This window comes from Halomonas sp. PAMB 3264, from assembly GCF_031954245.1.
In the GTDB taxonomy this organism is placed as follows: Bacteria; Pseudomonadota; Gammaproteobacteria; order Pseudomonadales; family Halomonadaceae; genus Vreelandella.
Window position 1 is genome coordinate 3,169,989 of record NZ_CP134866.1, and the last position, 23,300, is coordinate 3,193,288.

Annotated in this window: 22 protein-coding genes; 2 read left to right on the top strand and 20 right to left on the bottom strand. The window is 54.8% G+C overall.

The genetic code is table 11. The features are described from left to right. Positions 1–143 precede the first annotated feature (143 nt). The 16 genes from RN347_RS14340 to fliD (RN347_RS14415) all read right to left on the bottom strand — a co-directional run bounded on the left by RN347_RS14340 (position 144) and on the right by fliD (RN347_RS14415) (position 18,541). On the bottom strand, positions 144–848 hold the full coding sequence (locus RN347_RS14340; RefSeq protein ID WP_311958676.1) for an acylneuraminate cytidylyltransferase family protein: 705 nt from the start codon (positions 846–848) through the stop codon (positions 144–146). Continuing rightward, positions 845–1,897, bottom strand: a complete 1,053-nt coding sequence (locus RN347_RS14345) for a nucleotidyltransferase family protein (RefSeq protein WP_263586117.1) — start codon at positions 1,895–1,897, stop codon at positions 845–847. The genes RN347_RS14340 and RN347_RS14345 overlap by 4 nt, the downstream gene beginning before the upstream one ends. Positions 1,898–1,925: 28 nt before the next feature. After that, positions 1,926–2,573 (bottom strand): acetyltransferase, encoded by a 648-nt coding sequence (locus RN347_RS14350; protein ID WP_311958677.1) that lies wholly within the window; start codon positions 2,571–2,573, stop codon positions 1,926–1,928. Next, positions 2,570–3,643 (bottom strand): N-acetylneuraminate synthase, encoded by a 1,074-nt coding sequence (neuB, locus tag RN347_RS14355; RefSeq protein ID WP_311958678.1) that lies wholly within the window; start codon positions 3,641–3,643, stop codon positions 2,570–2,572. The genes RN347_RS14350 and neuB overlap by 4 nt, the downstream gene beginning before the upstream one ends. Positions 3,644–3,648: 5 nt before the next feature. Next, positions 3,649–4,803 (bottom strand): UDP-N-acetylglucosamine 2-epimerase, encoded by a 1,155-nt coding sequence (gene neuC / locus RN347_RS14360; protein ID WP_311958679.1) that lies wholly within the window; start codon positions 4,801–4,803, stop codon positions 3,649–3,651. Then, positions 4,796–5,440 carry a hypothetical protein gene (locus RN347_RS14365; protein WP_263586113.1) on the bottom strand — a complete coding sequence of 215 codons (645 nt, stop codon included), beginning with the start codon at positions 5,438–5,440 and terminating at the stop codon, positions 4,796–4,798. The genes neuC and RN347_RS14365 overlap by 8 nt, the downstream gene beginning before the upstream one ends. Before the next feature lie 8 nt (positions 5,441–5,448). Further along, on the bottom strand, positions 5,449–6,438 hold the full coding sequence (locus RN347_RS14370; protein ID WP_311958680.1) for an NAD-dependent 4,6-dehydratase LegB: 990 nt from the start codon (positions 6,436–6,438) through the stop codon (positions 5,449–5,451). Next, a complete protein-coding gene (locus tag RN347_RS14375) occupies positions 6,438–7,691 on the bottom strand; it encodes a hypothetical protein (RefSeq protein WP_311958681.1) in 1,254 nt (417 codons plus the stop codon). Before RN347_RS14375 ends, RN347_RS14370 begins: the two co-directional genes overlap by 1 nt. A 19-nt stretch (positions 7,692–7,710) precedes the next feature. Then, positions 7,711–10,017, bottom strand: a complete 2,307-nt coding sequence (locus tag RN347_RS14380; RefSeq protein WP_311958682.1) for a glycosyltransferase — start codon at positions 10,015–10,017, stop codon at positions 7,711–7,713. Positions 10,018–10,290: 273 nt separating this feature from the next. After that, positions 10,291–11,145, bottom strand: a complete 855-nt coding sequence (locus tag RN347_RS14385; protein ID WP_263586109.1) for a flagellin — start codon at positions 11,143–11,145, stop codon at positions 10,291–10,293. Positions 11,146–11,349: 204 nt separating this feature from the next. Beyond that, a complete protein-coding gene (locus tag RN347_RS14390; RefSeq protein ID WP_263586108.1) occupies positions 11,350–12,213 on the bottom strand; it encodes a flagellin in 864 nt (287 codons plus the stop codon). A gap of 275 nt (positions 12,214–12,488) precedes the next feature. Continuing rightward, on the bottom strand, positions 12,489–13,331 hold the full coding sequence (locus tag RN347_RS14395; protein WP_311958683.1) for a flagellin: 843 nt from the start codon (positions 13,329–13,331) through the stop codon (positions 12,489–12,491). A gap of 205 nt (positions 13,332–13,536) precedes the next feature. Beyond that, the gene (locus RN347_RS14400) at positions 13,537–14,412 is read right to left on the bottom strand and encodes a flagellin (protein ID WP_263586106.1); all 876 of its coding nucleotides are present in this window, start codon (positions 14,410–14,412) and stop codon (positions 13,537–13,539) included. Between the two features lie 203 nt (positions 14,413–14,615). After that, positions 14,616–15,458, bottom strand: a complete 843-nt coding sequence (locus RN347_RS14405) for a flagellin (RefSeq protein ID WP_263586105.1) — start codon at positions 15,456–15,458, stop codon at positions 14,616–14,618. Between the two features lie 228 nt (positions 15,459–15,686). Next, entirely contained in the window at positions 15,687–17,033 is a 1,347-nt protein-coding gene (gene fliD, locus RN347_RS14410; RefSeq protein WP_263586104.1) for a flagellar filament capping protein FliD, read from the bottom strand. Between the two features lie 152 nt (positions 17,034–17,185). After that, positions 17,186–18,541, bottom strand: a complete 1,356-nt coding sequence (gene fliD, locus RN347_RS14415; RefSeq protein ID WP_311958684.1) for a flagellar filament capping protein FliD — start codon at positions 18,539–18,541, stop codon at positions 17,186–17,188. Between the two features lie 309 nt (positions 18,542–18,850). On the opposite strand from fliD (RN347_RS14415), the gene RN347_RS14420 reads away from it, so the two are divergent. Both RN347_RS14420 and RN347_RS14425 read left to right on the top strand, forming a co-directional pair. After that, positions 18,851–19,168, top strand: a complete 318-nt coding sequence (locus tag RN347_RS14420) for a hypothetical protein (RefSeq protein WP_311958685.1) — start codon at positions 18,851–18,853, stop codon at positions 19,166–19,168. 318 nt (positions 19,169–19,486) lie between these two features. Next, complete coding sequence (locus RN347_RS14425; protein WP_311958686.1) at positions 19,487–20,497, top strand: serine hydrolase; 1,011 nt, start codon at positions 19,487–19,489, stop codon at positions 20,495–20,497. A gap of 35 nt (positions 20,498–20,532) precedes the next feature. On the opposite strand, the gene RN347_RS14430 is transcribed toward RN347_RS14425, so the two are convergent. From RN347_RS14430 to RN347_RS14445, 4 genes are all read right to left on the bottom strand, one after another. Continuing rightward, positions 20,533–21,090, bottom strand: a complete 558-nt coding sequence (locus tag RN347_RS14430) for a YqhA family protein (protein WP_311958687.1) — start codon at positions 21,088–21,090, stop codon at positions 20,533–20,535. 54 nt (positions 21,091–21,144) lie between these two features. Continuing rightward, positions 21,145–21,738 (bottom strand): exopolysaccharide biosynthesis protein, encoded by a 594-nt coding sequence (locus tag RN347_RS14435; protein WP_263586099.1) that lies wholly within the window; start codon positions 21,736–21,738, stop codon positions 21,145–21,147. Beyond that, entirely contained in the window at positions 21,731–22,195 is a 465-nt protein-coding gene (locus tag RN347_RS14440; protein WP_311958688.1) for a TerB family tellurite resistance protein, read from the bottom strand. Before RN347_RS14440 ends, RN347_RS14435 begins: the two co-directional genes overlap by 8 nt. Before the next feature lie 80 nt (positions 22,196–22,275). Next, a complete protein-coding gene (locus RN347_RS14445) occupies positions 22,276–23,289 on the bottom strand; it encodes a nucleoid-associated protein (RefSeq protein WP_311958689.1) in 1,014 nt (337 codons plus the stop codon). Positions 23,290–23,300 lie beyond the last annotated feature (11 nt).

The window sequence follows — 23,300 nt, forward strand, 5'->3', positions numbered from 1 at the left end:
ATAATCCAAAAACTGGTAGACAAATCTCTAAACACAAGCCAACTCTCCCTACTCAACAAGTATTACTTCCAGAACACACTAGCAATTCAAGAACGATCAAGACACTCGAAAAACACTGATAAATGCTATTTTTTTATCACACTCTATAAATAATTTAAAAAAAACTCGCACTGTTTAAAGTCAAAAATATCGTCGATATCCAGCGACCTTCTCTTATCCATCATGAATACTTTTGCACTACTGGTTACCAGCTGACGCTGCTCTTTAAGAGTGTATGGAGTCACTATATAAATAGCACCATTCAATCGATATTCCTTTTCGGCCTCCTGAGAACGTGAAACTGAAAGATCAATTCCCACAAGTCCCAAATTTTCATCAACCTTGCCACACCAAGCGGTGGGGTGGTCTACCTCACAAACCGATACAATATTGTCAGCCCGCATCTCAACAAACAGCCGAACAGCCCCTTCGATATCGCTTTCTGTCCTCAAAGGAGATGTTGGCTGAAGTAAAACAACACGCTCGGGCCAAACTCCTCGCGCTTCCATCTCGATTAAAGCATGAATAACAACATCGACGCTTTTAGCCGTATCGGTAGCGAGTTCTATTGGTCGCTGGATAATTTCAACTCGGGGGCTCTGATAAGCCTTGGCAATCGAGATAACTTCTTCATCATCAGACGTCACTACCACCAGATCTACCAATTGTGTTTTTAAAGCCTCATCAATCGACCAGTTTATTAACGGTTTCCCTGCCAAAGCGAGCACGTTTTTTCGTGGAAGCCGCTTACTATCTTTACGTGCAGGAATGATGGCCAGCGTACCTATGCGCTTTATCTCTTCTCTCATTGTAGGCTACCGGCTATATCCTTTTGAGCACGCGCAAATTCCTCCATACGGCCAATATCTAACCAGTATTCATGGATAGGGAACATATTGACCTTGCGTTGAGCCGCTATTTCATTTTCAAGTACCGTTGGCATGTCAATATGGTGGTCTGGCGCCGCTCGATGAACGAGTTCAGGATCAAGCAAATAGATTCCTGCATTCACGAAATAACGTTGCAGCGGCTTTTCTACCATGGACGTAATATGGTGCCCTTTACCCTGGATGACACCATAGGGAATCTGATGCTCATACTCACGCACACACATCGTCGCACTTGCGGGATGCGAGTTATGAAACTGCAAGAGACTTTCAAAGTTAAGTGTGGTGAGCAGATCACCATTCATCAAGAAAAGTGGCTGGTCTATTTCTGTCTTGGGCAAGAGCCCCAAGGCGCCTCCCGTTCCAAGAGGCCTCTCTTCATGTATATATTGAATTGATACTCCCCAAGAACGGCCATCGCCGAAATGTGCGCGAATCATTTCGGGCATGTAATGGGTCGAAATATAAAAGCGGTGAAAGCCAGCCTTGATAAAGCTTTCGACAATTATTTGAAGAATAGGCTTATCTCCTACCTTTAGCATCGGTTTGGGACAATCGTTGGTCAAGGGCCGCAAGCGTGTGCCAAATCCGCCCGCCATGAGAAAAACAGGATTGCTATAAGTTGAAGGGTTTAATAAGTCATGCAGACTTTCCAGCCCAATGAGGCGCTGGTGATCGTCAACAATCGGCAGCTGCAGAAGTTGCCCCTGCTCCATTACATGAAGGAGCCGTTCACGGCTCCAGTTCAGCGTTGCCACTTTAGGGCGAGGATTCATGGCATCATCCACCGCCGACTCGAGCGGCCTATGGCTGATCAAGGCACGGCGCAGATCGCCATCGGTGAGTGTTCCCAGCAGCTTTCGCTGCTCATCGACCACCAGCACAATGCGCAGGGCGGCGCTATCCAGTACCTTGATCGCGTCGCTCAAGCTTGTGCCACTGTTGACTAACGCTTTTTCCCACTTTTTCATTAACGACTGTGCCTCCATCCATTATTTGTTATAAGGGGGTTGGCGAACGCGGTGCCTGACCGATGAGTTGATGATACTCGGGCAGGTCGTGCAGCACCGTTGTCCCCGCGCCGATGATGACGCCGGCACCGATAGTGACTCCCTGAATGATCGTGACATTAGGGCCTACATGAACGTTATCCGCGATCCTGATACCTCCCGAGAGCACAGCGCCAGGGGCGATATGTACATGCCTACCCAGTTGGCAGTCATGATCGATATGCGCAGCCGTATTGACCAGGGTGCCCTCTCCAATTTGCACGTCGGCTTGGACTACACACCCGGCCATGACTTGGGCGCCGCGGCCCAGAATTGCGCTTTCAGAAAGCACGGCACTGGGATGAACCAGGGTCGCGAAGCGGTAACCTAGAGCAATGATTCGCTTGTGCAGGTTGTGGCGCGTGGACTGGCCGGGCAAACTTCCAACCCCGTTGGCGAGTTCTACCGTGTCAGCTACATGGCTTAACAAGTCGTCATCACCACCCAGTACAGGAATTCCTCGCCATAGGCCACCCGGTTTGTGCTCCAGTATTGGGTCGCATACGCCGATAACGGTGCGCCCAGTGAGTCGTAAAAGATCAAGGACTACCTTGGCGTGTCCACCGGCTCCCAAAAGAATAACAGGAGGAGCATTCACAACATTTCACCCGCTCGATAATCGCGGATCGCTTGTTTGCCCAGATAATCCCAGTAGAGGTAGGCAGGCTCGCCCCGGCCAGCTCTGGCAGTGGTCATGTTGTCCGGGGTGAATGTCTCCCCATGTTTGATCGGTCGCCGAGCTATTAACTGCTGGCGTGCGGCATCACGCGTTTGCCATTCGCTTGGCTGAGGTGCCTTATACCCATCGCCCAGCGCGAGACTTACCTGGCGAATGGCATCGACCATACGGGCGAGTTCATTGGGTTCCAAGGACGCCTTATGATCCGGCCCCGGTAACTGGCGGTCTAGAGTAAAATGCTTTTCAATAATAGTGGCTTCTCGAGCGGTGGCGGCAACCGGGATTAGTAAATCCTGGGTATGATCGGAGTAACCCACCGGCAGGCCAAAAACACTGAAAAGAGTATCCATAGCTCTTAAATTAACTTCCGCCATGGGGGTCGGATATTGCGAGGTGCAGTGCAGAAGGCTGACCCTATCCGATAGCACTTCGCGTGCTACTTGCTCACTCCAGTTTCGCCAGACCTCCGTCATGTCTTGTGGCGGCTGGTCATTGCGAATGGCGTGACTGATGATCGCCAGCGCCTGCTCAACCTCCGACAGCGATGCCATGCCTGTAGAAACGACGAGTGGCTTTCCGGTATTAGCAAAAGCCCACAGCAGCGGCGCATTGGTGATTTCCCCTGAGGGAACCTTATAGAAAGGTAGCTTCAGCGTTTCCAGAAACGCAAGGCTCTGCAGGTCAAATGCGGTCGACAGAAACTCGATTCCGCGCTGATGCGCATGGTGTTGGAGCGGCTTGTGCCACTCCATGGGCAGCTCCAACGCCTGCAGCATGACAAGCTGGCTCTCGCCGACATCGGTGGTCTGCTGCTGGTAAGCGGCTTTAGGTGCCGAACCAGCGGCCAGCCGCTTTGCGTTAAAGGTCTGAAACTTTACGGCGTCGGCACCAGAGGCGGCGGCGGCATCTACGAGGTCGAAAGCACGCTGGCGGTCGCCATTATGGTTAACGCCAGCTTCGGCAATGATGAATACCTTATCGGATATCAAAACGGTTACCCCAAATAGTCATGGAAACGTTTGATCGTGGTCAAAGGCATGGATAACAGCATGTCCATAATGCGACCGGCTGCATCACCTTGCCCATAGGGGTTTTGAAAACGTCGAGTGTCAGAGCGAACCTCCGGGCTCAGCGCGTGCTGAATAGCCCCTCGAATCGAAGCTGATGTCGAATCGCAATTAACCACGGACGCAGCGGCTAGACGACCAGCTTGCCGCTGACCAATATTAACGGTCGGCGCCAGAAAGCTCGGTGCCTCGATGATACCGCTTGATGAATTACCTATAACGACAGCGCACTCGGCCAGCGCGGAGTGGTAGCGCTGGGATCCCAGCGATGGAACGGCCATAACGCGATGGGGCTGGCGCGCGCTATACGCCTCAATAGCACCTATCATCTCCCGCCCACCCTCATCGGCATTCGGATAGGTCAGGATGACTTGGTAGTCAGGCCACTCATCAAGTGCTGTAAGAACAGTTTGAAGACTCTCCAGTGCCGGCACGTCTGCAAGAGTTTCAGGATGATAGGTCACCAGAAAAAAAGGGCGTTCAAGTGAAAAGTGAAGCGTTTTAGCAAGCGCTTCTCGGCTCAAACGAGGTGAGCGTTTGACATGATCCAATCCAAGCGCACCGGTATTCACGACACGTTGAGGATCCTCCCCCATCTGGATAACTCGCTGCCGATAAGGCTCAGCTGCCACAGCATGCATCATCGCCATTTTAGTGATCGCGTGGCGAATGGCATCATCGTAGGCGCCTTCGGTCACCTCACCGCCATGAACATGCAAGATGGGAATCTTGAGCATCAGGGCCGTTTGGGCTGCGGCTAACGCTTCGAATCGATCGCCCAGAATCACGATCACATGAGGTTTCAGGCGATCCAGTGCATCGGCTAGACTGATGACGCCAAGACCGATGGATTTCGCAACACCAACGCCGGTATTCGAAGAAAGCAGCATTTCGACCTTAGCATCGATGCTAAAGCCATCACATTCGATCAGGTTAGATGTTTTACCGAATTCGGGAGAGAGGTGCATGGCAGCCACGATCACCTGCAACGATAGTCGAGGATGAGCGTCGATCTCTTTCATCAACCAGTACAGTAGACCGTACTCGGCACGAGTTCCGGTAAAAACAGCGACGTTACGCATCGCTCCTCCTGCCTAACAGAATCAGGCTGCTAGCCAAATTAACTACTCGCTTCTCTAAACACTCTAAATGGGATATGTCGCCGACGGGCGAATGAGCATACATGGGCAGCCAACTCCTCAATTTCCCGATAAGCAATGTCACCATGATCTTGTGTTTGATCAGCTTGAGCCATTCCGCACGTTGCGCCACCTCGCCACGAATCACCGCATTGAGCCAATAGTTGCTACGCCACCCGTCCTGCTCGGTTATAACGAGAGGATCACCGGCCTCAAAGTGATCAGCAAAGCCCGCTGCCAAGCGCCATTTCTCTCCAGCAAATGTCTCGATTTGCTTGATCTGGCCATTCACACACGCAGAGTTTGGGGTCAGCATGACGTAGTTATAGCCCAGCTCATCGTTCGTATATTCATAAGGATACGGCGCTTTGTTTGTCGCTATTGAGTTGGGGATGCCCCTATAAACGGCAATACTATGCTCTAGCTTGTCAACATAGTTCCTGACGCTGGAAACAAAAGTAGATCCAATCGTTTCAGCCACATAGGTTTTTCTACCACCTTGAGATACAAGTTCAGGTAGGGGATTGAACGCCTCCGTACGGTAATAGCCACGAACGAATTCGATCAGCTTAGGCAGCATGGTATAACTCAAATGTTATATAGATTGGCTTTGTATTTTGCCAACTGGTTGGGTTGAGAAAACCAGTCGATCGTTTTCTTGAGTCCTTCACGAATGTCGTGCTGAGGGGAAAAACCGGTCATCTCGCGAAGGCGGGCGTTATCTCCCCAAAGACGGAACACTTCCGATTTACCGGGACGCAACCTCTGTTCGTCAATAATGAACTCGACATCGTGATCCATTAATTCACGAATGATTCCGAGCGTGTCGCCGACCGATATTTCGTAGTTAGAAGCGATGTTTACTGTTTCGCCGATCGCAATATCGCTGTTGGCCAAAGCCAGGAAACCGCAACAGGTATCTTCCACATAATTAAAGTCACGAGTGGGCGAAACATCGCCTAGCTTGATCTGCTTCATCCCGGATGCTATCTGGCTGATGATGGTCGGTATGACGGCGCGAGCCGACTGACGGGGACCATAGGTGTTGAAGGGTCTAGCTACCGTAACAGGTAGATCGAACGCATTATAGAAACTCATTGCCATGGCATCAGCGGCTATCTTGGACGCACTGTAAGGCGATTGCGGCTGCAACGGATGATGCTCGTCAATAGGGACATACTGTGCAGTGCCATATACCTCACTCGTAGAGGTATGAATTAAACGAGTTACACCATTATCAAGGGCTGCTTGGCAAATATTGAGCGTACCTTTGACATTAGTATCTACGTAGCTATCCGGCGCGATGTAGGAGTAAGGAATGGCAATGAGCGCTGCCAAGTGAAAAACCGTGTCAACCTCCCGGGTAATATACTTACAGAAGTGGGGATCGCGGACATCACCACTGACGACCTCTACGCTGTTCAAACAGCCGATATCTTCAAGCCACCCCCAGCTATTGAAGGAGTTGTATTGGGCAAGCGCCTTTACGCGATAGCCCTCCTCGACCAAAAGCTCGACCAAATGAGAACCGATAAATCCATCGGCTCCCGTTACCAGCACCTCTCTACTCGCTTTCATTAAGAGCTCCCTTCGCTAGCGGGAAGCGACAATACTTTCGAAACCGCATGCGTCACACGCTCTTTTGAACCGAGACTATAGGGGCTAGCCCTGGATAGATCTCTGACGAGGTTATCCTTAGTGACTTCGGAACATCTAAAAAGAAGACCAGTTACGAACTCACGCTCCACCTCATCGATAAGCTCCGAGCAGTGAACAGAAGGCACACCAAAGTTGAGTGCATCTAGTGCACAGGTGGAGGACCAAGTGATATGAACACCGGCCTGCTTTAACGAATCATTGATCGCTAGCTTGTTAGGATCCTCCAATTTCGCTTTGACTCCCTCTTTTTGGAGTAAAGTCATCACTTCTTTTGCTTCACCAATATGCAGTGGATGAGGTCTGACAACGATCTCGCGTTTTTTCAGTTGATAAACGCGTTTGATCTCTTCCAAGGGCACCGGTATGCCCTTTGATTGTGGCTGATGGGTATAAAGTATTTTATTTCCCTCCTTGGCATCGCGAGAAAGGTAGACAGGCCCGCCCCCCTCGACCACCGTAGCGCCTGATTCAATGGCGCTTCCCTTGGTCAACATGTGTGTTGCCATATCACTCCATGTCCAGAAGATATCTGGCAGAAATGGGCTGTTAATTTCACTGTGTTTGAATCTTGAATAGCAAACGTGTTTAAGCCCATTAATACCGTGCTGAACGTCAATTACGGTAATCCCCAGCATCTTGCAGGCAAAGATAATGGGGAAGTAGTTAAGCCCGTAGTAGACCCTGAAAACGAGAGCATCGACTCCTGATTCCTTGAGCAGGTCGTAGTACTTTGGAATCATGGCGTTGACGAGATGAAAACGCTCTTCGAGCTTCTCGCGGATATCGCAGCCAAACGAAGTACGCAGGTGATGATCGAAAAAGTCGATCTCCTCTCGCTGCTTGTTACTTAGCACTTTCTTGAATCGCGCAGGAATAAGTTCGAGCTTTTCGACCGTGACACCTTGCGCCTCAAAACCGGTCAGAATATTGCTCAAAAAATCCTGGTCGTGGAAGTAACCAATCTTTCTGATTTCGCGTTTGGCCGGGTATCGAGAACGATCGACGCCCGACAGCCCCAAGCTTTTTGTGTTCTCGACATCGCCAATTTTATCTGCTTTGTCCAGGCAGAACTGAAAGCCCTCCCTGAGCAGTGGTGAGTAGGTCAGCGCGCTACCCACCGGCAGACTCGAGACTATCTCGTCAAAAACATCGAACTTTTCGTAAGCAAACATTCAAGCCGCCTCTGCTATATCAATCAATTAACGCCAAAAGGTTGTCGTCGTGCCCCAGAAAGGCGGCTCGAGACGCGTCCATCCGCGTCGAAGAGCGATTTTCATCACCGCCGTCGGTTTGTGTAGCAGAAGGCAAAAGCTTGTGGGCTTCGAGAAATTCTAACGCTTTGTCGTGACTGATGCCCGCCATCAACTCGAAGGCCATATCATGTGCGGCAAAGCAGGCACTCATGATAAAAGCGAGTTTTCTTTTCTGCTTATCGCTAAGCTTCGCCATACGCTCGTAACTGGGTAGAAAGAGTACATCCGCACTCTCCTGCTCGCTGGCGCAGGGCGAACGCTCGTTCAGTTTTTCCGGCAGATGGCTATGGTGGCGGATATTATGAAAACGGTAGAAACGGAACCCGTTGCGGCTCGCCCAATGCTGTAGCTCGGCAAGGCTGGGCTGCTTCTCGTGAGTTAATTGAAACGGCACGCGTGCCTGAACCAGCAGCGTCTGTTCGAGATATTGCTTGCCGTTTTCCAGAACGGCCATGGCATCGCTCAACTCGTCCAGAATGAGCCAATCGAGGCTCTCCAGCCCCGTAATGCTGTCCACAGCTACCGTATTGATCGGCAGATCCGCGATTTCCTGTGCCCCTAAATGGTGGCGTTCGGCTAATTTATCTGCCGAAAGGGGTGCCAAAGTGCTGGTCATTTCCGGGGCAACGCAGGCATGCAGGGTGGCCGGTCGACCATCGCCCAATAAAGCGTGCTGGAAAAGCTGAATCGTATCACTGCCTTCGTATTGCTTGGGCGTCTTGATTTCGCTGGCGGGGTCAAAGGCTACGATAGCGAACGCACCAGTTACTGCCATCTGATCAGCCAAACCACTCTTGATCAGGTTGGCACGATTATCAAGTACGATGATCTTCCCCTTTAATTGCCAAGTAAAATCTTCAGTGAGATGCAGCTTGGTCGCTTGGGTGTCGCTCCCCAAAACGCCTTTTATTTTGCCGTTGATCAGCTGCTGTAGAGTGCGATCCACTTTCATTTCTGGCTTGGTGGCCCTGCTTGGAAGGCGTTGGCGATGACGCTTCTTCTGGCTGGCCGAAAACTCCTTGTTACCAGCGCGTTCTCGCACCAGAGGAGCCAAGGCACTAAGCAGTCTGTCGGTAGCACGATCAATGTGGTGTTTCTCTTCACCTACGTTGAAAGCCTGTGCCACGTATTTCTGATAGAGCGCCTCATCATCGAAAAAAGCGACCGCTGCATTGAATAGCGGCTGTAACTCTTGCTCGCCAAGCAGATGCTGGTAGGGCTCTTCATAACACTGTTCGGGGAAATCGAAGGTGATACCCGCCTTACCTACCATTTCGGGCATGCCACCGCGATTGGTGATCAGCGCCGGTATACCATTGAGCATGGCCTCAGCAAGCACCCGCCCGGAGCTCTCCCACCAGAGGCTGGGCGCAGCCAATACGCGCGCGCGGCTATAAGGCCCTCGCATATCACTGGTATTACCCGTCACAGTCACGTTACTCAACGTGCTGCGCTGTTGCCCCATCCGCTTGGTCGTCTCACGCAGCACGGCCGACCAATCGGCGCGCGCCTCCACGACCTCAAGTTCGATATCCGGACGCTCTCGCTCGAGCTTTTCAGCCAGTTGTACGAACACGCTGGCGCCCTTCTGCCAGCTCGGATTCACAAAAAGAAGTCGCTTGCGCTCGTGCTCATCGGCAACGAAGCGGTCCGAGGCAATGAACTTGCCTACCGGCGTGGAGGTAAATCCTACTTCCTTGCGATACATGTCTGCCGTTGCTTGGCTGTCGGTTACGATCAGATCAATATCACGGCACCAGCGGGGCGATTTATAGTTGCCATTAGCCAGATAAAAGGCCACGGGGATACCTCGATCGCGGGCCTCGTCGGCGATAAGCATATCCACGGTCTGGCCACCGTAGAACCACACAACGTCCGGCTTGAAGGAATCCAACAGATATACATACTGGCTATACCAGAGCCCTTCTTCGTGCGTGGTGAAATGATTCCGGTTATAGCTGTAGCTCACGAGCATCTGATGAGTCAGAGGACCATCTTTCGCGTCAATCAACTGGTGCAGATGGGAATCGAGATCAGCGAACTGCTCCTTGAGAATCGCCATTCCCTTGGGGTTGTCGAATACCGTCGCTCCCAGCACTTTGACGTCATACCCATTGGCCACTAACTGAAGCAGCATTTGGCGTACGGTCATGCTTGCACCGCTGGACGTATCCAAAAGGCAGAACGGGTTGGCCCATAGCAAACGAGGTTTACGTTTGGGTGTGGCGGGAGTCGTCTTGGCCATTAGGCAGCTCGCAAAAAAGTGGCAGTCTGCCTAGTCTACTTCGCGACCACGTGTACCAAAGAGGCAAATGCACCGGTTTTTAAGCAGGTATTCCATGGACTGCTTCAGGAACCAGGGTTGCGAAGGAGATAATTATAGTTACCGAATGTGCGACGCCACGCTTTAGGCTGGCCTGGTAGGAAACGTGTAAAGGAGCTGACACTGAGCCACCTAAAAGAAAACGGGGCCTTTTGGCCCCGTTCGGTTGTTTCATTAGTTGTACCGCTGAAAGAATTAACCCAGCAGAGACAGTACAGACTGCGGCGTCTGGTTCGCCTGGGCCAGCATGGAGGTACCCGCCTGCTGAAGGATGTTGGCGCGAGTCATGTTGGACACTTCTTTCGCGTAATCGGCGTCTTCGATTCGTGAGCGCGCTTCGGACAGGTTGGTCGAGGTGGTCGCCAGGTTGTCGATTACGGAGTCGAAGCGGTTCAGCGTGGCACCCAAGGTTGCGCGGTTGGTGTCCAGAGTCTTGGTCGCGGCATCGACGGAGTCGATTAGATTCTGGAAGCTGCTGTGGGCTGCGGTGCCACCACTAACGGCAAATGTGGTGCCGGTGATTTCACTGCCGCTTGCTAAGCCCAGACCCGCCACAGTCGCATCGACGGTCTTGACACTAATCACGTCTTCGGAATCGGTGTTGGAGCCAACCTGAATGCTCAGGCTGCCGCTGGCATTGAGCAAGCTAGTGCCGTTGAAGTTGTTGCTGCCTGCTACGCGGTCGATCTCGGCCAGACGCTCGTTGATCTCAGTGGTGATCGCAGTACGGTCATCGGCGGTGTTGGTATCGTTGGCGCCCTGAACCGCCAATTCGCGAATACGCTGCAGGTTGTCGTTGATCTGGTCCAGACCGCCTTCCATGGTTTGAACGAGCGAGATACCGTCGCTGGCGTTACGGCTCGCCTGATCCATACCCTTGATCTGGGCGGTCATCTTGTTAGCGATGGCCTGGCCCGCTGCGTCGTCGGAAGCGCTGTTGATACGCAGGCCGGAAGAGAGACGCTCCTGCGCCTGAGCCAGCATGCCCTGGGACTTGCTCAGGTTGTTCTGGCCAATCATGGAAGTAATGTTGGTATTGATGACGGACATGGGGTAATCCTCTGTGTTTAGTGGCCCAGAAGAGGCCTTTAAATCGGCGCTTGCATCGCCGTTATTATAATTAACGGCTGTTGGAGGTACTTCTTTAGGCCTTTCGCGCGATTCACATGAGAAAAAATGCGGGAGGCGCCCAACGAAAAACGGGGCCTTGCGGCCCCGTCGTTCACTTCACTCGTTGTGCTACTGCTCGAGCAATTAACCCAGCAGAGACAGTACGGACTGCGGCGTCTGGTTAGCCTGCGCCAGCATGGAGGTGCCCGCCTGCTGGAGGATATTAGCGCGGGTCATGTTGGAGACCTCATCCGCGTAGTCGGCATCTTCGATGCGCGACCGAGCTTCGGAAAGGTTGGTTTCGGTCGTTGCCAGGTTGTCGATCACCGAATCGAAACGGTTGAGCGTGGCACCCAGCTCCGCACGATTAGTGTCCAATTCTTTTACGGCGCTATCCACTGAATTAATCAAAGATTGGAAATCACTATGGTCACCACCACCTGATACCGCGGTGGCCGCTGCCTCCAGGTTGGCAACCCCACCACTCACCGCGCCCAGGTTGTCGCTAGTGGCGTCAAAGCGGCTTACTGAAATGGTGTCATCGTCAGTGGTGTTCGCGCCGATCTGAATTTCCAGGTCGTCAGTACTAACGCCGTCCAGCAAGTTAGTACCGTTGAAGTTGTTGCTACCCGCAACACGATCAATTTCTTCAATACGCTCAGTGATCTCGGTGGCAATCGCCGCGCGATCTTCTTCCGTGTTGGTATCGTTAGCGCCCTGCACCGCCAGCTCACGAATACGTTGCAGGTTGTCGTTGATCTGATCGAGACCACCTTCCATGGTTTGCACCAAGGAAATGCCGTCGCTGGCGTTACGGCTGGCTTGGCTCATACCGTTGATTTGGGCAGTCATCTTGTTGGCGATGGCTTGACCTGCGGCATCGTCGGAGGCGCTGTTAATACGCAGTCCGGAAGAGAGACGCTCCTGCGCCTGAGCCAGCATGCTTTGTGAAGAGCTCAGATTATTCTGGCCAATCATGGAGGTGATATTCGTATTGATTACAGACATGAGTATTGCTCCTTGAAGTATAACTGGCCAGCGGGCCAACTTGGCGACGCTTGTGCCGTCGCTACCAAGGGGTAACGGCTGCTATATCCAACACTTGAAGAAACAAGGCTTTTTTTATGTAGCAAAGAGTAACGCTATAGAAAAATGATGCAGAAGATCTGCGTTATTTTCAGGCTATGCGGGGGTTATAGCGTGTAACGAAGTGTTCCATATTTCTCTCAAGCCTATAACGAAAACGGGGCCTTTCGGCCCCGTCGACACTCATTAATGTGTTATTAACCAAGCAGAGATAGAACGGACTGCGGGGTCTGATTGGCCTGAGCCAGCATGGACGTACCCGCCTGCTGCAGAATGTTGGCGCGGGTCATGTTGGACACCTCCTTGGCATAATCGGCATCCTCGATACGTGAGCGCGCTTCCGACAGGTTGGTCGAGGTGGTCGCCAGGTTATCGATCACGGAATCGAAGCGGTTCAACGTGGCGCCCAAAGTCGCGCGGTTGGTATCCAGGGTTTTCGTTGCGCCATCGACAGCGTCGATTAAGCTCTGGAAATTAGCATGTGTTGCACCGGCTCCAGAAAGCAAGGCAGCTGCGCCACTAACGCCCAGAGAAGCACTGGTCGCATCGATTGTGCTTACCTCAATAACATCATTGGTCGATGTATTCGAACCAACCTGAATGTTCAGAGTACCGCCACCGCTAACATTAAGCAGGTTAGTACCGTTGAAGTTGTTGCTGCCCGCTACGCGATCGATTTCGGCGATACGCTCGTTGATCTCGGTTGCGATCGCGGCGCGGTCATCGGCGGTGTTAGTATCGTTAGCACCTTGTACCGCTAGCTCGCGAATACGCTGCAGGTTATCGTTGATCTGATCCAGACCGCCTTCCATGGTCTGAACGAGTGAGATACCGTCGCTGGCGTTACGGCTGGCCTGCTCCATGCCCTTGATCTGAGCAGTCATCTTGTTTGCGATCGCCTGACCGGCGGCATCGTCGGATGCGCTGTTGATGCGCAGACCGGAAGAGAGACGTTCTTGTGCCTGAGCCAGCATGCTCTGCGAAGCGCGCAGGTTATTCTGGCCGATCATGGAAGTGATGTTGGTATTGATAACGGACATGGATGAGATCCTCGGTATTTTATGGCCTGAGAAGGGCCTACAGGTCGGCGACTGCGTCGCCGTTATTATAATTAACGGCCGCTAACGTGGATTCTTGAATAGTTTAAAGCCGTTTTGTGAAAATAATTTTGCTTGCAGAAAGAACGAAAAACGGGGCCAATTGGCCCCGTTACTCTAGCTGTCAATGGCAGCACTTACCCGACTATTAGCCCAGCAGAGACAATACCGACTGCGGCGTCTGGTTCGCCTGGGCCAGCATCGACGTACCCGCCTGCTGGAGGATGTTGGCGCGCGTCATGTTCGACACTTCCTTGGCGTAGTCGGCGTCCTCGATTCGCGAGCGTGCTTCGGACAGGTTGGTCGAGGTGGTCGCCAGGTTGTCGATCACAGAGTCGAAGCGGTTCAGCGTAGCACCCAAAGTAGCGCGGTTGGTATCGAGTGTTTTAGTAGCAGTATCAACGGCATCGATCAGGCTTTGGAAGCTGGTGTGGGCGCCAGCTCCGCTAGCCGCCGTAAAGGTAGCGGCGCCGCCGGAAGCCGCTGCAACGACTCCGCCCGAGGCGCTAGTCAGTTCCAGGCCCGACACGGTAGCATCGACAGTCTTAACATTGATGACGTCTTCAACATCGGTATTGGAACCAACCTGGATGCTCAGGCTGCCGCTGGCGTTAAGAAGATTGGTACCGTTAAAGTTGTTGCTGCCTGCCACGCGGTCGATCTCGGCCAGACGCTCGTTGATCTCGGTTTCGATTGCGGCGCGATCATCGTCGGTGTTGGTGTCGTTGGCACCCTGAACCGCCAGCTCACGAATACGCTGCAGGTTGTCGTTGATCTGGTCCAGGCCGCCTTCCATGGTTTGAACGAGCGAGATACCGTCGCTGGCGTTACGGCTCGCCTGATCCATACCCTTGATCTGGGCGGTCATCTTGTTGGCGATCGCCTGACCTGCTGCGTCGTCGGAGGCGCTGTTGATACGCAGGCCGGAAGAAAGACGCTCCTGCGCCTGAGCCAGCATGCCCTGGGACTTGCTCAGGTTGTTCTGGCCAATCATGGAAGTAATGTTGGTATTGATGACGGACATGGGGTAATCCTCTGTGTTTAGTGGCCCAGGAGAGGCCTTTAAATCGGCGCTTGCATCGCCGTTATTATAATTAACGGCTGTTGGAGGCACTTCTTTAGGCCTTTCGCGCGATTCACATGAGAAAAATGCGCGAGGCGCCCAACGAAAAACGGGGCCTTGCGGCCCCGTCGTTCACTTCGCTCGTGGTACTACTGCTTGAGCGATTAACCCAGCAGAGACAGTACAGACTGCGGGGTCTGGTTAGCCTGGGCCAGCATGGACGTACCCGCCTGCTGAAGGATGTTGGCGCGTGTCATGTTCGACACTTCTTTCGCGTAGTCGGCATCTTCGATGCGTGAGCGCGCTTCGGAAAGGTTAGTAGTCGTGGTCGCCAGGTTATCGATCACAGAGTCGAAGCGGTTCAGCGTGGCACCCAGAGTCGCACGCTGCGTGTCGAGCGACTTGACGGCGGTATCGACATTGTCGATCAGCGTCTGGAAGTTGTCGTGAGTCGCGCCGGCACCGGAGAGAGCCGCCGCAGACCCGCTAACACCCAGCGCACTGCTAGTTGCGTCGAAAGTATTGACGGTAATAGTGTCGTTGCCGCTGGTGTTAGAACCGACCTGGATATTGAGCGCCGTGCTCGCGCCGCTTGACAACAGGTTAGTGCCGTTGAAGTTGTTGCTGCCCGCTACGCGGTCGATCTCAGCGATACGCTCGTTGATCTCGGTGGTGATCGCCGCGCGGTCATCGGCGGTGTTAGTGTCGTTAGCACCCTGTACCGCCAGTTCACGAATACGCTGCAGGTTGTCGTTGATCTGGTCCAGGCCGCCTTCCATGGTTTGAACGAGCGAGATACCGTCGCTGGCGTTACGGCTCGCCTGATCCATACCCTTGATCTGGGCGGTCATCTTGTTGGCGATCGCCTGACCTGCTGCGTCGTCGGAGGCGCTGTTGATACGCAGGCCGGAAGAAAGACGCTCCTGCGCCTGAGCCAGCATGCCCTGGGACTTGCTCAGGTTGTTCTGGCCGATCATGGAAGTGATGTTGGTATTGATGACGGACATGGGGTAATCCTCTGTGTTTAGTGGCCCAAGAGAGGCCTATAAATCGGCGCTTGCATCGCCGTTGTTATAATTAACGGCGAAGCGGGGCGATCCTTTAGCTCATTTACCCACTTTTTTATGAAAATTTGGCCTTGAAACTATAACGGGGCCTTACGGCCCCGCTGATAAAATAAATTGTCGTTACGAACGAGAGCGTATTAGCACCGTTTCGTTTGATAGCAAGGTTTACTACTTCTGCATATTGCTCAGCATATCGAACTGCTGGCCCAGGTAGCTGCTCATGGAGTTCATCTGCGCAATCATGCCATCGAGCTGGGCAAACTGCTTACGATAGCGCTCCACGTTGCGCTCGATGCTGGCTTCCATGCGCTCCTTGCGCTTATCGAGACTCTCGATTCGCTGTTCTGCACTGGTGACCGAGCTTTTAATGAGGCCATCTTCTGAGGTAATGGTCGTCAATGTTGTGCTGAGGCGCCCTGCAAAGCCTGCTTCCTTGCTGTCACCAGCGAAGAAGGCAGATAGGCCTTCAGGGTCGTTGGCAACAGCGGCATCGAGCTTTTCTTCGTCGACCTTCAAGCGCCCGCGCTCATCAATTGAGATTCCGATTTCAGACAGCCGTGTGATATCGCCGCCCGCCAAGCTGTCGCTCACGTCACGACTCAAGCGGTTTTCGATAGTGCGTACGGTACGGTCACCTATCAGCTCGCCCGAAATCTCGCCTTCGCCGTTGAACTTGGTCATGCGCTCTACGGTCGATTTCATTTCGTTGTAGTTACTGACGAAGTTATTGATCGCCTCCTTCAAGGAGTCGTTGTCTCGCTCGATCACCAGGGTGGCGGGGGATTCCGACACGGCGGTGAGATCGAGCGTTACACCCTCAATAGCGCCTTCGACGCGGTTGGTCTTGCTGGTGATCGCGATGCCGTTGACGTTGAGCGCGGCGTCCTGGCCTAACCGCACCGTCGTGCTATCCATGGCAAGCCCATCGAGACCAGAAAACCCTGTGAGCGAGGCGTCCTTGCCGGTTTCCTTTGAGCTGAGCGCCAAACGGTATCCGGTGCCATCGTTGACAAGCGAGGCGGTAACACCCGACTCCTTATTTGCATTGATCTGATCGCGTACCTGGGCTAGCGTGCTGCCTGCCTTGATATCGACGTCAAGGCTCGTCTGCGTAGTGCCCGCGCCGAAATTGAGCTTCAATTTCGTATCAGTAGCAGTGAGCTCCTGATCCAGCGCCACACTATTGGACGCCGCGCTGCCGGCACGAGCCAGCTGAGACACGCTAATTTCAAAGCGCCCAGGGTTGGCCTTCTCACCCGCCGTGGCCAGAACGCCACTGCCGGTTACCGTGCTTTTTTGCTGTTTGAAGGTCGAGGCATCGTTTAGCGCCTTTACCGAGGTATTGACCCGGTCCATCGCCGACTCAAGACGCCCATAGGCCGAAATTTTGGTCTTTTGAGCACTTTGCTGCTGTAAAACGGGGGTAAGCTTCTGGCGCTCAGCGGCTTTGAGCTGATCCACCAGACCGTTCAAGTCCAACCCGGAACCTACACCAAGCGCGGAGATTGATGCCATGGGTTAAATCCTCGAGTAATAAGTAGCAAAGAGTATGGGTTGATTACCTTGTTTATCGGCGGGGTGATAACGAACTTTAGGTACCTTCAAAAGATACCTCTAAAAAAAGCCCAGCGTTGTAGCTGGGCATTTCCTGTCCGTGAGAGCTGGGCCTAGCTCTGGTTGGTTTGGGCCAGCATTCCCAACTGCTGTTCGAGATAGGCACCCGTCTGATTCATTTGCGCCACCATGCTATCCATTGCTTGAAACTGAACACGATAACGCTCGACGGTTTGCCCGATGCGCTCTTCGGTTCGGCTATAGCGCTCCTGTAGCGACTCGACGCGGCTTTCTGCATTTTCTTTGGCCGTATCAAGGCGGCCGCCATCGCCTACCAGGCGCTCAAGAGACGTATTGATTTGTCCGGCCATGCCGCCTCCTTCGCTGCTCCCTGCGAAAAATTGGGCCAGCCTGTCCGGCTGGGTGGCAATGACGTTATCCAGCTTTTCGTCATCGACCTTTAGCGTACCGTCGGTTTGCAATGAAATGCCGACGTCGGACAGTACGTTGAAGCCGTCACCGCCGGTCATACCGCTAATAGCCTGACGGAGCTCGCGCTCGACGGCTCGTGTGGTCGCATCAGCGTTCAAGCCTCCCGACTGGCCCGTTTCCACATCGAAGTTGGTCAAGGTATTCAAGGTGCTCTTGAGCGTGTTGAAGCTTTCCACAAAGGTATTCACGTTCTCACGCAGTGCTTCATTATCCTGCTCGACCTTGATGGTACTCGAAGTACCGGCCTCCGTGAGCGTCAAGGTCATTCCTTGAATGGCGCCCTCGACCTGGTTGGAGGCACTGACGATATCGATACCGTTGACGTTGAATGCCGCGTTCTGTCCCTTTTGCACGACCTGAGTGTCCGAGGTGGTGCCATCACCGGATAGAATGGTCGAGAAATTGGTACTTTCGATACTGGCATCAGCGCCGGTCTCGCTCGACATGACCGAGAGCCGATACCCTTGCCCGTCGTTGATGATAGAGGCAGTCACCTGACCGCCGCCTTGATCGTTGATGGCGTCTCGAATGTCTTCAAGCGAACTGCCATCGGCGATCGTGATCTCGGGCATACTGCCTTCAGTCAGTGCGAAGCTGAGCGTCTGCTCACCGCTGACAACACTTTCGTCAGCGCTATCCAAACGCTCTGTCACGAGGCTACCAGCAGTTGCCAGTTGATCGACCTCTACGTCGTACCGGCCCGCCTGTGCTTCGCTGGACGCAATGGCGATAACACCGTCGCCCTCGACATTGGTGGTGAGGCTTTCAAACGACGACGTATCGTTCAACGCCTGGGTGGCATCCTGGAACGTGGAAACCGCGCTTTTGAGCGCTCCATAGGCAGAGACGGTCGTGTTGGCAGATTGAACCTGCTCGGCAATGGGCTGAAGTTTGGCGCGCTCGGCGGTTTGAAGCTGATCCAATAGCCCGTTTAAATCGAGCCCCGAGCCAATGCCCAGTGAAGATATGGAAGCCATCGATTGCTGCCCCTTTAAATGTGATCGCCTGCTCTTTAGGCGAGCTGAAATTTGCCTGTGTCAATGCATTGATTATCGGCAAATCGCGCAGTGTCTTTAGCCTTTATCACACTTTTAACTTAGTAAACGGTTATTTTCTGTAATCTTTACGACTTTTTCGGTTAAAAGAGCCACCCAAGAGGAAATAACCGCAGGGCGCAATACGTACCGAGCCCAAGCGTTGAACACGCCAAAAACTTAGACCTTGGTCTAAATAGGTCAGCTCCATTACACTAGGGAAACGTTGTTCGTTAATCGATGGAGCATTCAATGCCCTGCGAAGGTGACACCCCCGCCGCCTCTGCCGCCGTAGACGCGTCTCGGCTGCGTCAGTGCCTGTTCACACTGGCAGAGCTTTTGTACGTGAACGGTCATGTGTTGGAAACCGTGACGCTGCCCGGCTGCGGGTTGGCAAAGCGCGAGATCGCGGCGCTCGATGAGCAGGATGCGGGCTGGGCGGCGTGTCGTGAAATGCTTGAATCAAACGCGGCGGGAATGACCAATCAGGAAGGGCGTTTCGTGCTGACCTCCCTTGGCCGGGACATCATGTTCGACCTGTTCGGCCAGGGCGCGGCGGACTGCGCCTAGCGCAAAAGGCTCCGCTCGAACGTAAAAACGCCCGCATTTGCGGGCGTTTGTGTTTGGCACGGCGCCTTGATTAGCGCAGGCCAAGCATCGAAAGAATGAACAGCACGACGACGACCAGACCCACGATATAGATGATGTTACGCATTGCGGCGCTCCTTGCTTTTTTGCGTTTTAGGAAAATCAAAGGGTTGCTTACCCATCGAGGCAACATCCTCAGACTAGCAGGCTTTGGGGCGGTTTGCGTAATTTACGTGCGCCTGGCGCGCGCACGCTCTACGCTTTTTGAAAGCCTCGTTGGCATTACAAAAAGGAAAACCCATGCGCGTGCGAATGTTCTCTCAAGCGGTGATGCTCGTGCTGGGGTTAGCGCTCTTGAGCGAAGGGGCGCTTGCCCAAACGCCCTCCGACGCGGCCTTCAAGGCGCTCGATGAGCAGGCCGGCGCGCTCGACCGGCTGCATACGGTCGTGGTGGCGGTGGACGGGCATCGGGTACACGAATTTCATCAGGGTGGGCCGGGGACGAGCACGCCGGTCAACGTGAAGTCGCTCTCCAAGACGGTGCTGGCGGCCATTACCGGTGCGGCGATTGAAGCCGGCGTAATCGACTCGCTCGACCAGCGGTTGGTCGAACTACTGGGTGAGCGCGTCCCAATGGGGCTGGACCCGCGCGTGAGCGACATCACTCTCGAGAACCTGCTTTCCATGCAGGCGGGGCTCGAGCGTACCTCCGGCGAGAACTACAGCGGCTGGGTCGCGAGCCCCAACTGGGTGGAAAACGCCCTTTCTCGCCCCTTCGTGGACGAGCCCGGCGGGCGCATGCTCTACTCCACCGGCTCGAGCCACCTGGTCTCCGCCGCACTTACTTACGGCAGCGGTGAATCCACCTACCAGCTTGCCCAGCGCCTGTTGGCTGAGCCTCTTCACATCACCCTTCCCCGCTGGCTGCAGGACCCGCAAGGCGTTTTTTTTGGCGGCAACGACATGCAGCTTTCGCCGCGGGCGCTGGTCGAGATCGGTGAGCTGTATCGACTGGACGGCGTGGTCGATGGCGAGCGACTACTGCCGGAAGGTTATGTGGAGGCGTCCTGGACGCCGCGGGGCCGGTCGCCCTGGACGGGGGATGGCTATGGGCTTGGCTGGTTCGTGACCACTTTCGGCGACACGCCGGTCTACTACGGGCGCGGCTACGGCGGCCAGGCACTGTTCGTGATCCCGGAGCGCGCGATGACGGTGGCGATCACCTCCAACCCCAACCCGCCGTCCCCCGGTGGGCAGTTTCAGCAGCAGCTGAATCGGCTGGTAGCCCGCTTGTTACAAGCGCCACGCTAATGCTCGCTGGGTCACGCGGCGCGTTGCTCTTTCATTCACTCTTTTTTGTGCGACTGGCTCATCAGGTAGAGCGTAGCGGCCAGCGCCAGCACTGAAAGCGCTAGATAAATGGCCTCGAGCGGCGTCGTGAAGCGAATATCCACCACGGCGCGAAAGAACTCGATGATGACGGCCAGGATCACCACCCGGGTGATCTTGTCCTTGAGTTGATCGAGCGAGGCAACGTTGAAGGGGTGACGGGGATAGCGCGCTTCAGCCTGATCGATGCGTGACACGAAAAGTCGATAGATCCCCAGGCTAAAAATCAGCAGCACGATGGCGATCAGGTAGATGTCCACCGCAATGATGATGTCAGGCACCAGCGTATCATGAATGTTCTGGCTGCTATCCAGCAGATAGTAGCGGACCACATCGAGTACAACGCTGACGATATCCAGCGTGCCAACAACGAACAACGCAATGGATCCCAGCAGGCTCGGCACGACCGCCAGTAACACCAGAAAGCGTGATCGCCATAGCACGGTTTCGATACGCCGCTCCCAGCTGGACTGCTCGTCTGGCGTTTTAGGCGGTGGTGGTTGTGACTCTGACATGCATTCTCCTTGAGTGATCGATCAAACGCCTGCACGGTGCAGGATCACGTCACGCTATAGAAAATAAACGAGAATCGCGGTAAACGTGGCGCCGGTGATTAGAAACCCCAGAGCCAGCACCAGCCCGTCCCTGGCGACCAGCCCCAGTCCATAAAGCGTCAGCGCCAGGCCCGCGCCATTGGCGGAAAAGGGGACAAACTCCATGGGCGGCATGGCCAGCGCGATCAGCGCGCAGGCCAGCGCCGTTGCGCGCATGCCCAGATAGCCGCTCATCCACGCCAAACGCACGCCCATCAGCCCGTCGACCCAGCGCCCGGGCTTGCGCATCCATCTGAGCGCCTTGTCGAACCCCTTGCGCGACACCGAGCGGTTCAAAAGCCAGCGCGGAAGCCAAAAAAAGCGGCGCCCGAACAGCAGCTGGCTCGAGGTCAGCAGTACCAGTGCGGCCATCAGGGTGGGCACCCCGGGGATATCGCCGACGACCGGTGCCAACACGATCAGCCCCGCCACCAGCAGCATCGGCCCGAAAGAGCGCCGCCCCACGGCGTCGACAATGTCCTCGACGCTGACGCGAGTCTTCTCGTTTTCCATTTGATCCAGCGCATCCAAAAGCTCGGTCAGGCTGGACGCATCGTTGTCATCACGCATGGGGTGGGCGCTGCTCCTGGACGTCGAGCTTGGCGCGAATGAAATCGCGGTGGCTGACATGCAGAAGATCCGCCAGGCGGCGAATGCGGTGCTCCTCGAGCGGGTCGACGCTGCCGTCCGCCCAGGCCAGCTGCCACATCAGCGCTACCAGCTCGAAGCGCTGGGCGTAGTCGTAGTGCTCCTTGATGAGGCTGACGAACTGGTAGTGGTCGACCGCCTCATCGACCTCCGCTTCGGCCAGCGCCATCAGCTCGCTTACCCGCGCGTCATCCAATCGATAGCGCGTCATCAGCATCTGCTTGAGCGCCGCCTGCTCCTCCGGGGTTTGCTCGTAGTCGGCGCGCACCACTTCGCACAGAAGCGCCGCCGTGGCGAGTTCCAGCGTCAGGTGATGGTTCTCGCGCCCTTCCGGTGCGGCCAGCGCGTCGTGAAAAAAGTCTCGAATTGCCTCCAGCATGGCCCTCTCCTTTTAAACGCTTGCCGCGTCCTTGATCATCCTCACACGTCTATCTACTGACTCGCCGCCGCGCATAAAGGTCACTCCTTGCGCTTGGCGAGCTGCTCCTTGAGCTGCTTGGGCACCTGCTTGATGATCAGCCGGTCCTGGCCTTCGTCGTACTCGATGCTCGAACCCAAAAGGTGCGAGTCGAAGCTGATCGAGACGCCGCCGGCGCGGCCGGTAAAGCGACGAAACTGGCTCAGCGTTTTCTTGTCCGGCGGAATCTCCGGCGAAAGGCCGTAGTCGGCGTTACGAATGTGCTCATAGAACGCCTTGGGTGCTTGCTCGTCGACCAGTCCCGAAAGCTCCTCGAGCGTCATCGGCTCGCCGCGGCGCATCTGCTCGTGGGCGTAGTCGACCAGGGTGTCGGTTTTCTCACGGCTCGCTTCTTCGTCGAGGTCTTCGCTTTCCACGTAGTCGCTGAAGGCCTTGAGCAGCGTGCGGGTTTCGGCGGGGGCATCGATGCCCTCTTCCATGCCGAGCACCGCCGCCACGCCGTCGGCCAGCTTCTTCGCGCCGCGGTCTTTCAAAAACGAGACGTACTGCTGGCTGCCCGCGCCGCTCCCTTGCTGCCACTGGGTCAGATTGACCCGCGCGGCCAGGGTGAGCTGCTGAGTATTGAGCTGGGCGGCGGGCACCGCCTGGTGCGCCTCCCCGATGCCGATGCCTTCACGCTGATGTAACAGTGCGAAAAAAAACGTTTCGGTATCGCCCTGGCGCTGATGGGCGATGACCAGATAGCCGCCCACCGAGAGTGTTTCCTGTAATTCGCGGGCCAGCCGCTCGGTCAGCTGAGTGCTCAGCGCTTCGAACTCAAGCTCGCCTTTCGAATACGCGTCGAGCCAGGCCACCAGCGGCCCGGCCTGCTCGCCTTCGCTGGCAAACCGCCCCCAGCCCTTCGCCTTGGTGTTGTAGGTGTCCGCGAGCTTGCTGACCAACGCGGCCATCGTGTCGTCATTACTGTCGGCGGGCCCCGGGGCAGCGGTGACGGTCAGACGTTCGCCGTCAAGTGTAGGGTCCAAACGGTGCACGATGCTTTGCAAAAGCGGCATAGAGAAACGAG

Excerpts from the sequence above, each read along its gene's own strand:
- RN347_RS14340 (WP_311958676.1), bottom strand. The coding sequence starts at position 848 with ATGAGAGAAGAGATAAAGCGCATAGGTACGCTGGCCATCATTCCTGCA.
- RN347_RS14345 (WP_263586117.1), bottom strand. The coding sequence starts at position 1,897 with ATGAAAAAGTGGGAAAAAGCGTTAGTCAACAGTGGCACAAGCTTGAGC.
- neuC (WP_311958679.1), bottom strand. The coding sequence starts at position 4,803 with ATGCGTAACGTCGCTGTTTTTACCGGAACTCGTGCCGAGTACGGTCTA.
- RN347_RS14365 (WP_263586113.1), bottom strand. The coding sequence starts at position 5,440 with ATGCTGCCTAAGCTGATCGAATTCGTTCGTGGCTATTACCGTACGGAG.
- RN347_RS14370 (WP_311958680.1), bottom strand. The coding sequence starts at position 6,438 with ATGAAAGCGAGTAGAGAGGTGCTGGTAACGGGAGCCGATGGATTTATC.
- RN347_RS14375 (WP_311958681.1), bottom strand. The coding sequence starts at position 7,691 with ATGTTTGCTTACGAAAAGTTCGATGTTTTTGACGAGATAGTCTCGAGT.
- RN347_RS14380 (WP_311958682.1), bottom strand. The coding sequence starts at position 10,017 with ATGGCCAAGACGACTCCCGCCACACCCAAACGTAAACCTCGTTTGCTA.
- RN347_RS14385 (WP_263586109.1), bottom strand. The coding sequence starts at position 11,145 with ATGTCCGTCATCAATACCAACATTACTTCCATGATTGGCCAGAACAAC.
- RN347_RS14390 (WP_263586108.1), bottom strand. The coding sequence starts at position 12,213 with ATGTCTGTAATCAATACGAATATCACCTCCATGATTGGCCAGAATAAT.
- RN347_RS14395 (WP_311958683.1), bottom strand. The coding sequence starts at position 13,331 with ATGTCCGTTATCAATACCAACATCACTTCCATGATCGGCCAGAATAAC.
- RN347_RS14400 (WP_263586106.1), bottom strand. The coding sequence starts at position 14,412 with ATGTCCGTCATCAATACCAACATTACTTCCATGATTGGCCAGAACAAC.
- RN347_RS14405 (WP_263586105.1), bottom strand. The coding sequence starts at position 15,458 with ATGTCCGTCATCAATACCAACATCACTTCCATGATCGGCCAGAACAAC.
- fliD (WP_263586104.1), bottom strand. The coding sequence starts at position 17,033 with ATGGCATCAATCTCCGCGCTTGGTGTAGGTTCCGGGTTGGACTTGAAC.
- fliD (WP_311958684.1), bottom strand. The coding sequence starts at position 18,541 with ATGGCTTCCATATCTTCACTGGGCATTGGCTCGGGGCTCGATTTAAAC.
- RN347_RS14420 (WP_311958685.1), top strand. The coding sequence starts at position 18,851 with ATGCCCTGCGAAGGTGACACCCCCGCCGCCTCTGCCGCCGTAGACGCG.
- RN347_RS14425 (WP_311958686.1), top strand. The coding sequence starts at position 19,487 with ATGCGCGTGCGAATGTTCTCTCAAGCGGTGATGCTCGTGCTGGGGTTA.
- RN347_RS14430 (WP_311958687.1), bottom strand. The coding sequence starts at position 21,090 with ATGTCAGAGTCACAACCACCACCGCCTAAAACGCCAGACGAGCAGTCC.
- RN347_RS14435 (WP_263586099.1), bottom strand. The coding sequence starts at position 21,738 with ATGCGTGATGACAACGATGCGTCCAGCCTGACCGAGCTTTTGGATGCG.
- RN347_RS14440 (WP_311958688.1), bottom strand. The coding sequence starts at position 22,195 with ATGCTGGAGGCAATTCGAGACTTTTTTCACGACGCGCTGGCCGCACCG.
- RN347_RS14445 (WP_311958689.1), bottom strand. The coding sequence starts at position 23,289 with ATGCCGCTTTTGCAAAGCATCGTGCACCGTTTGGACCCTACACTTGAC.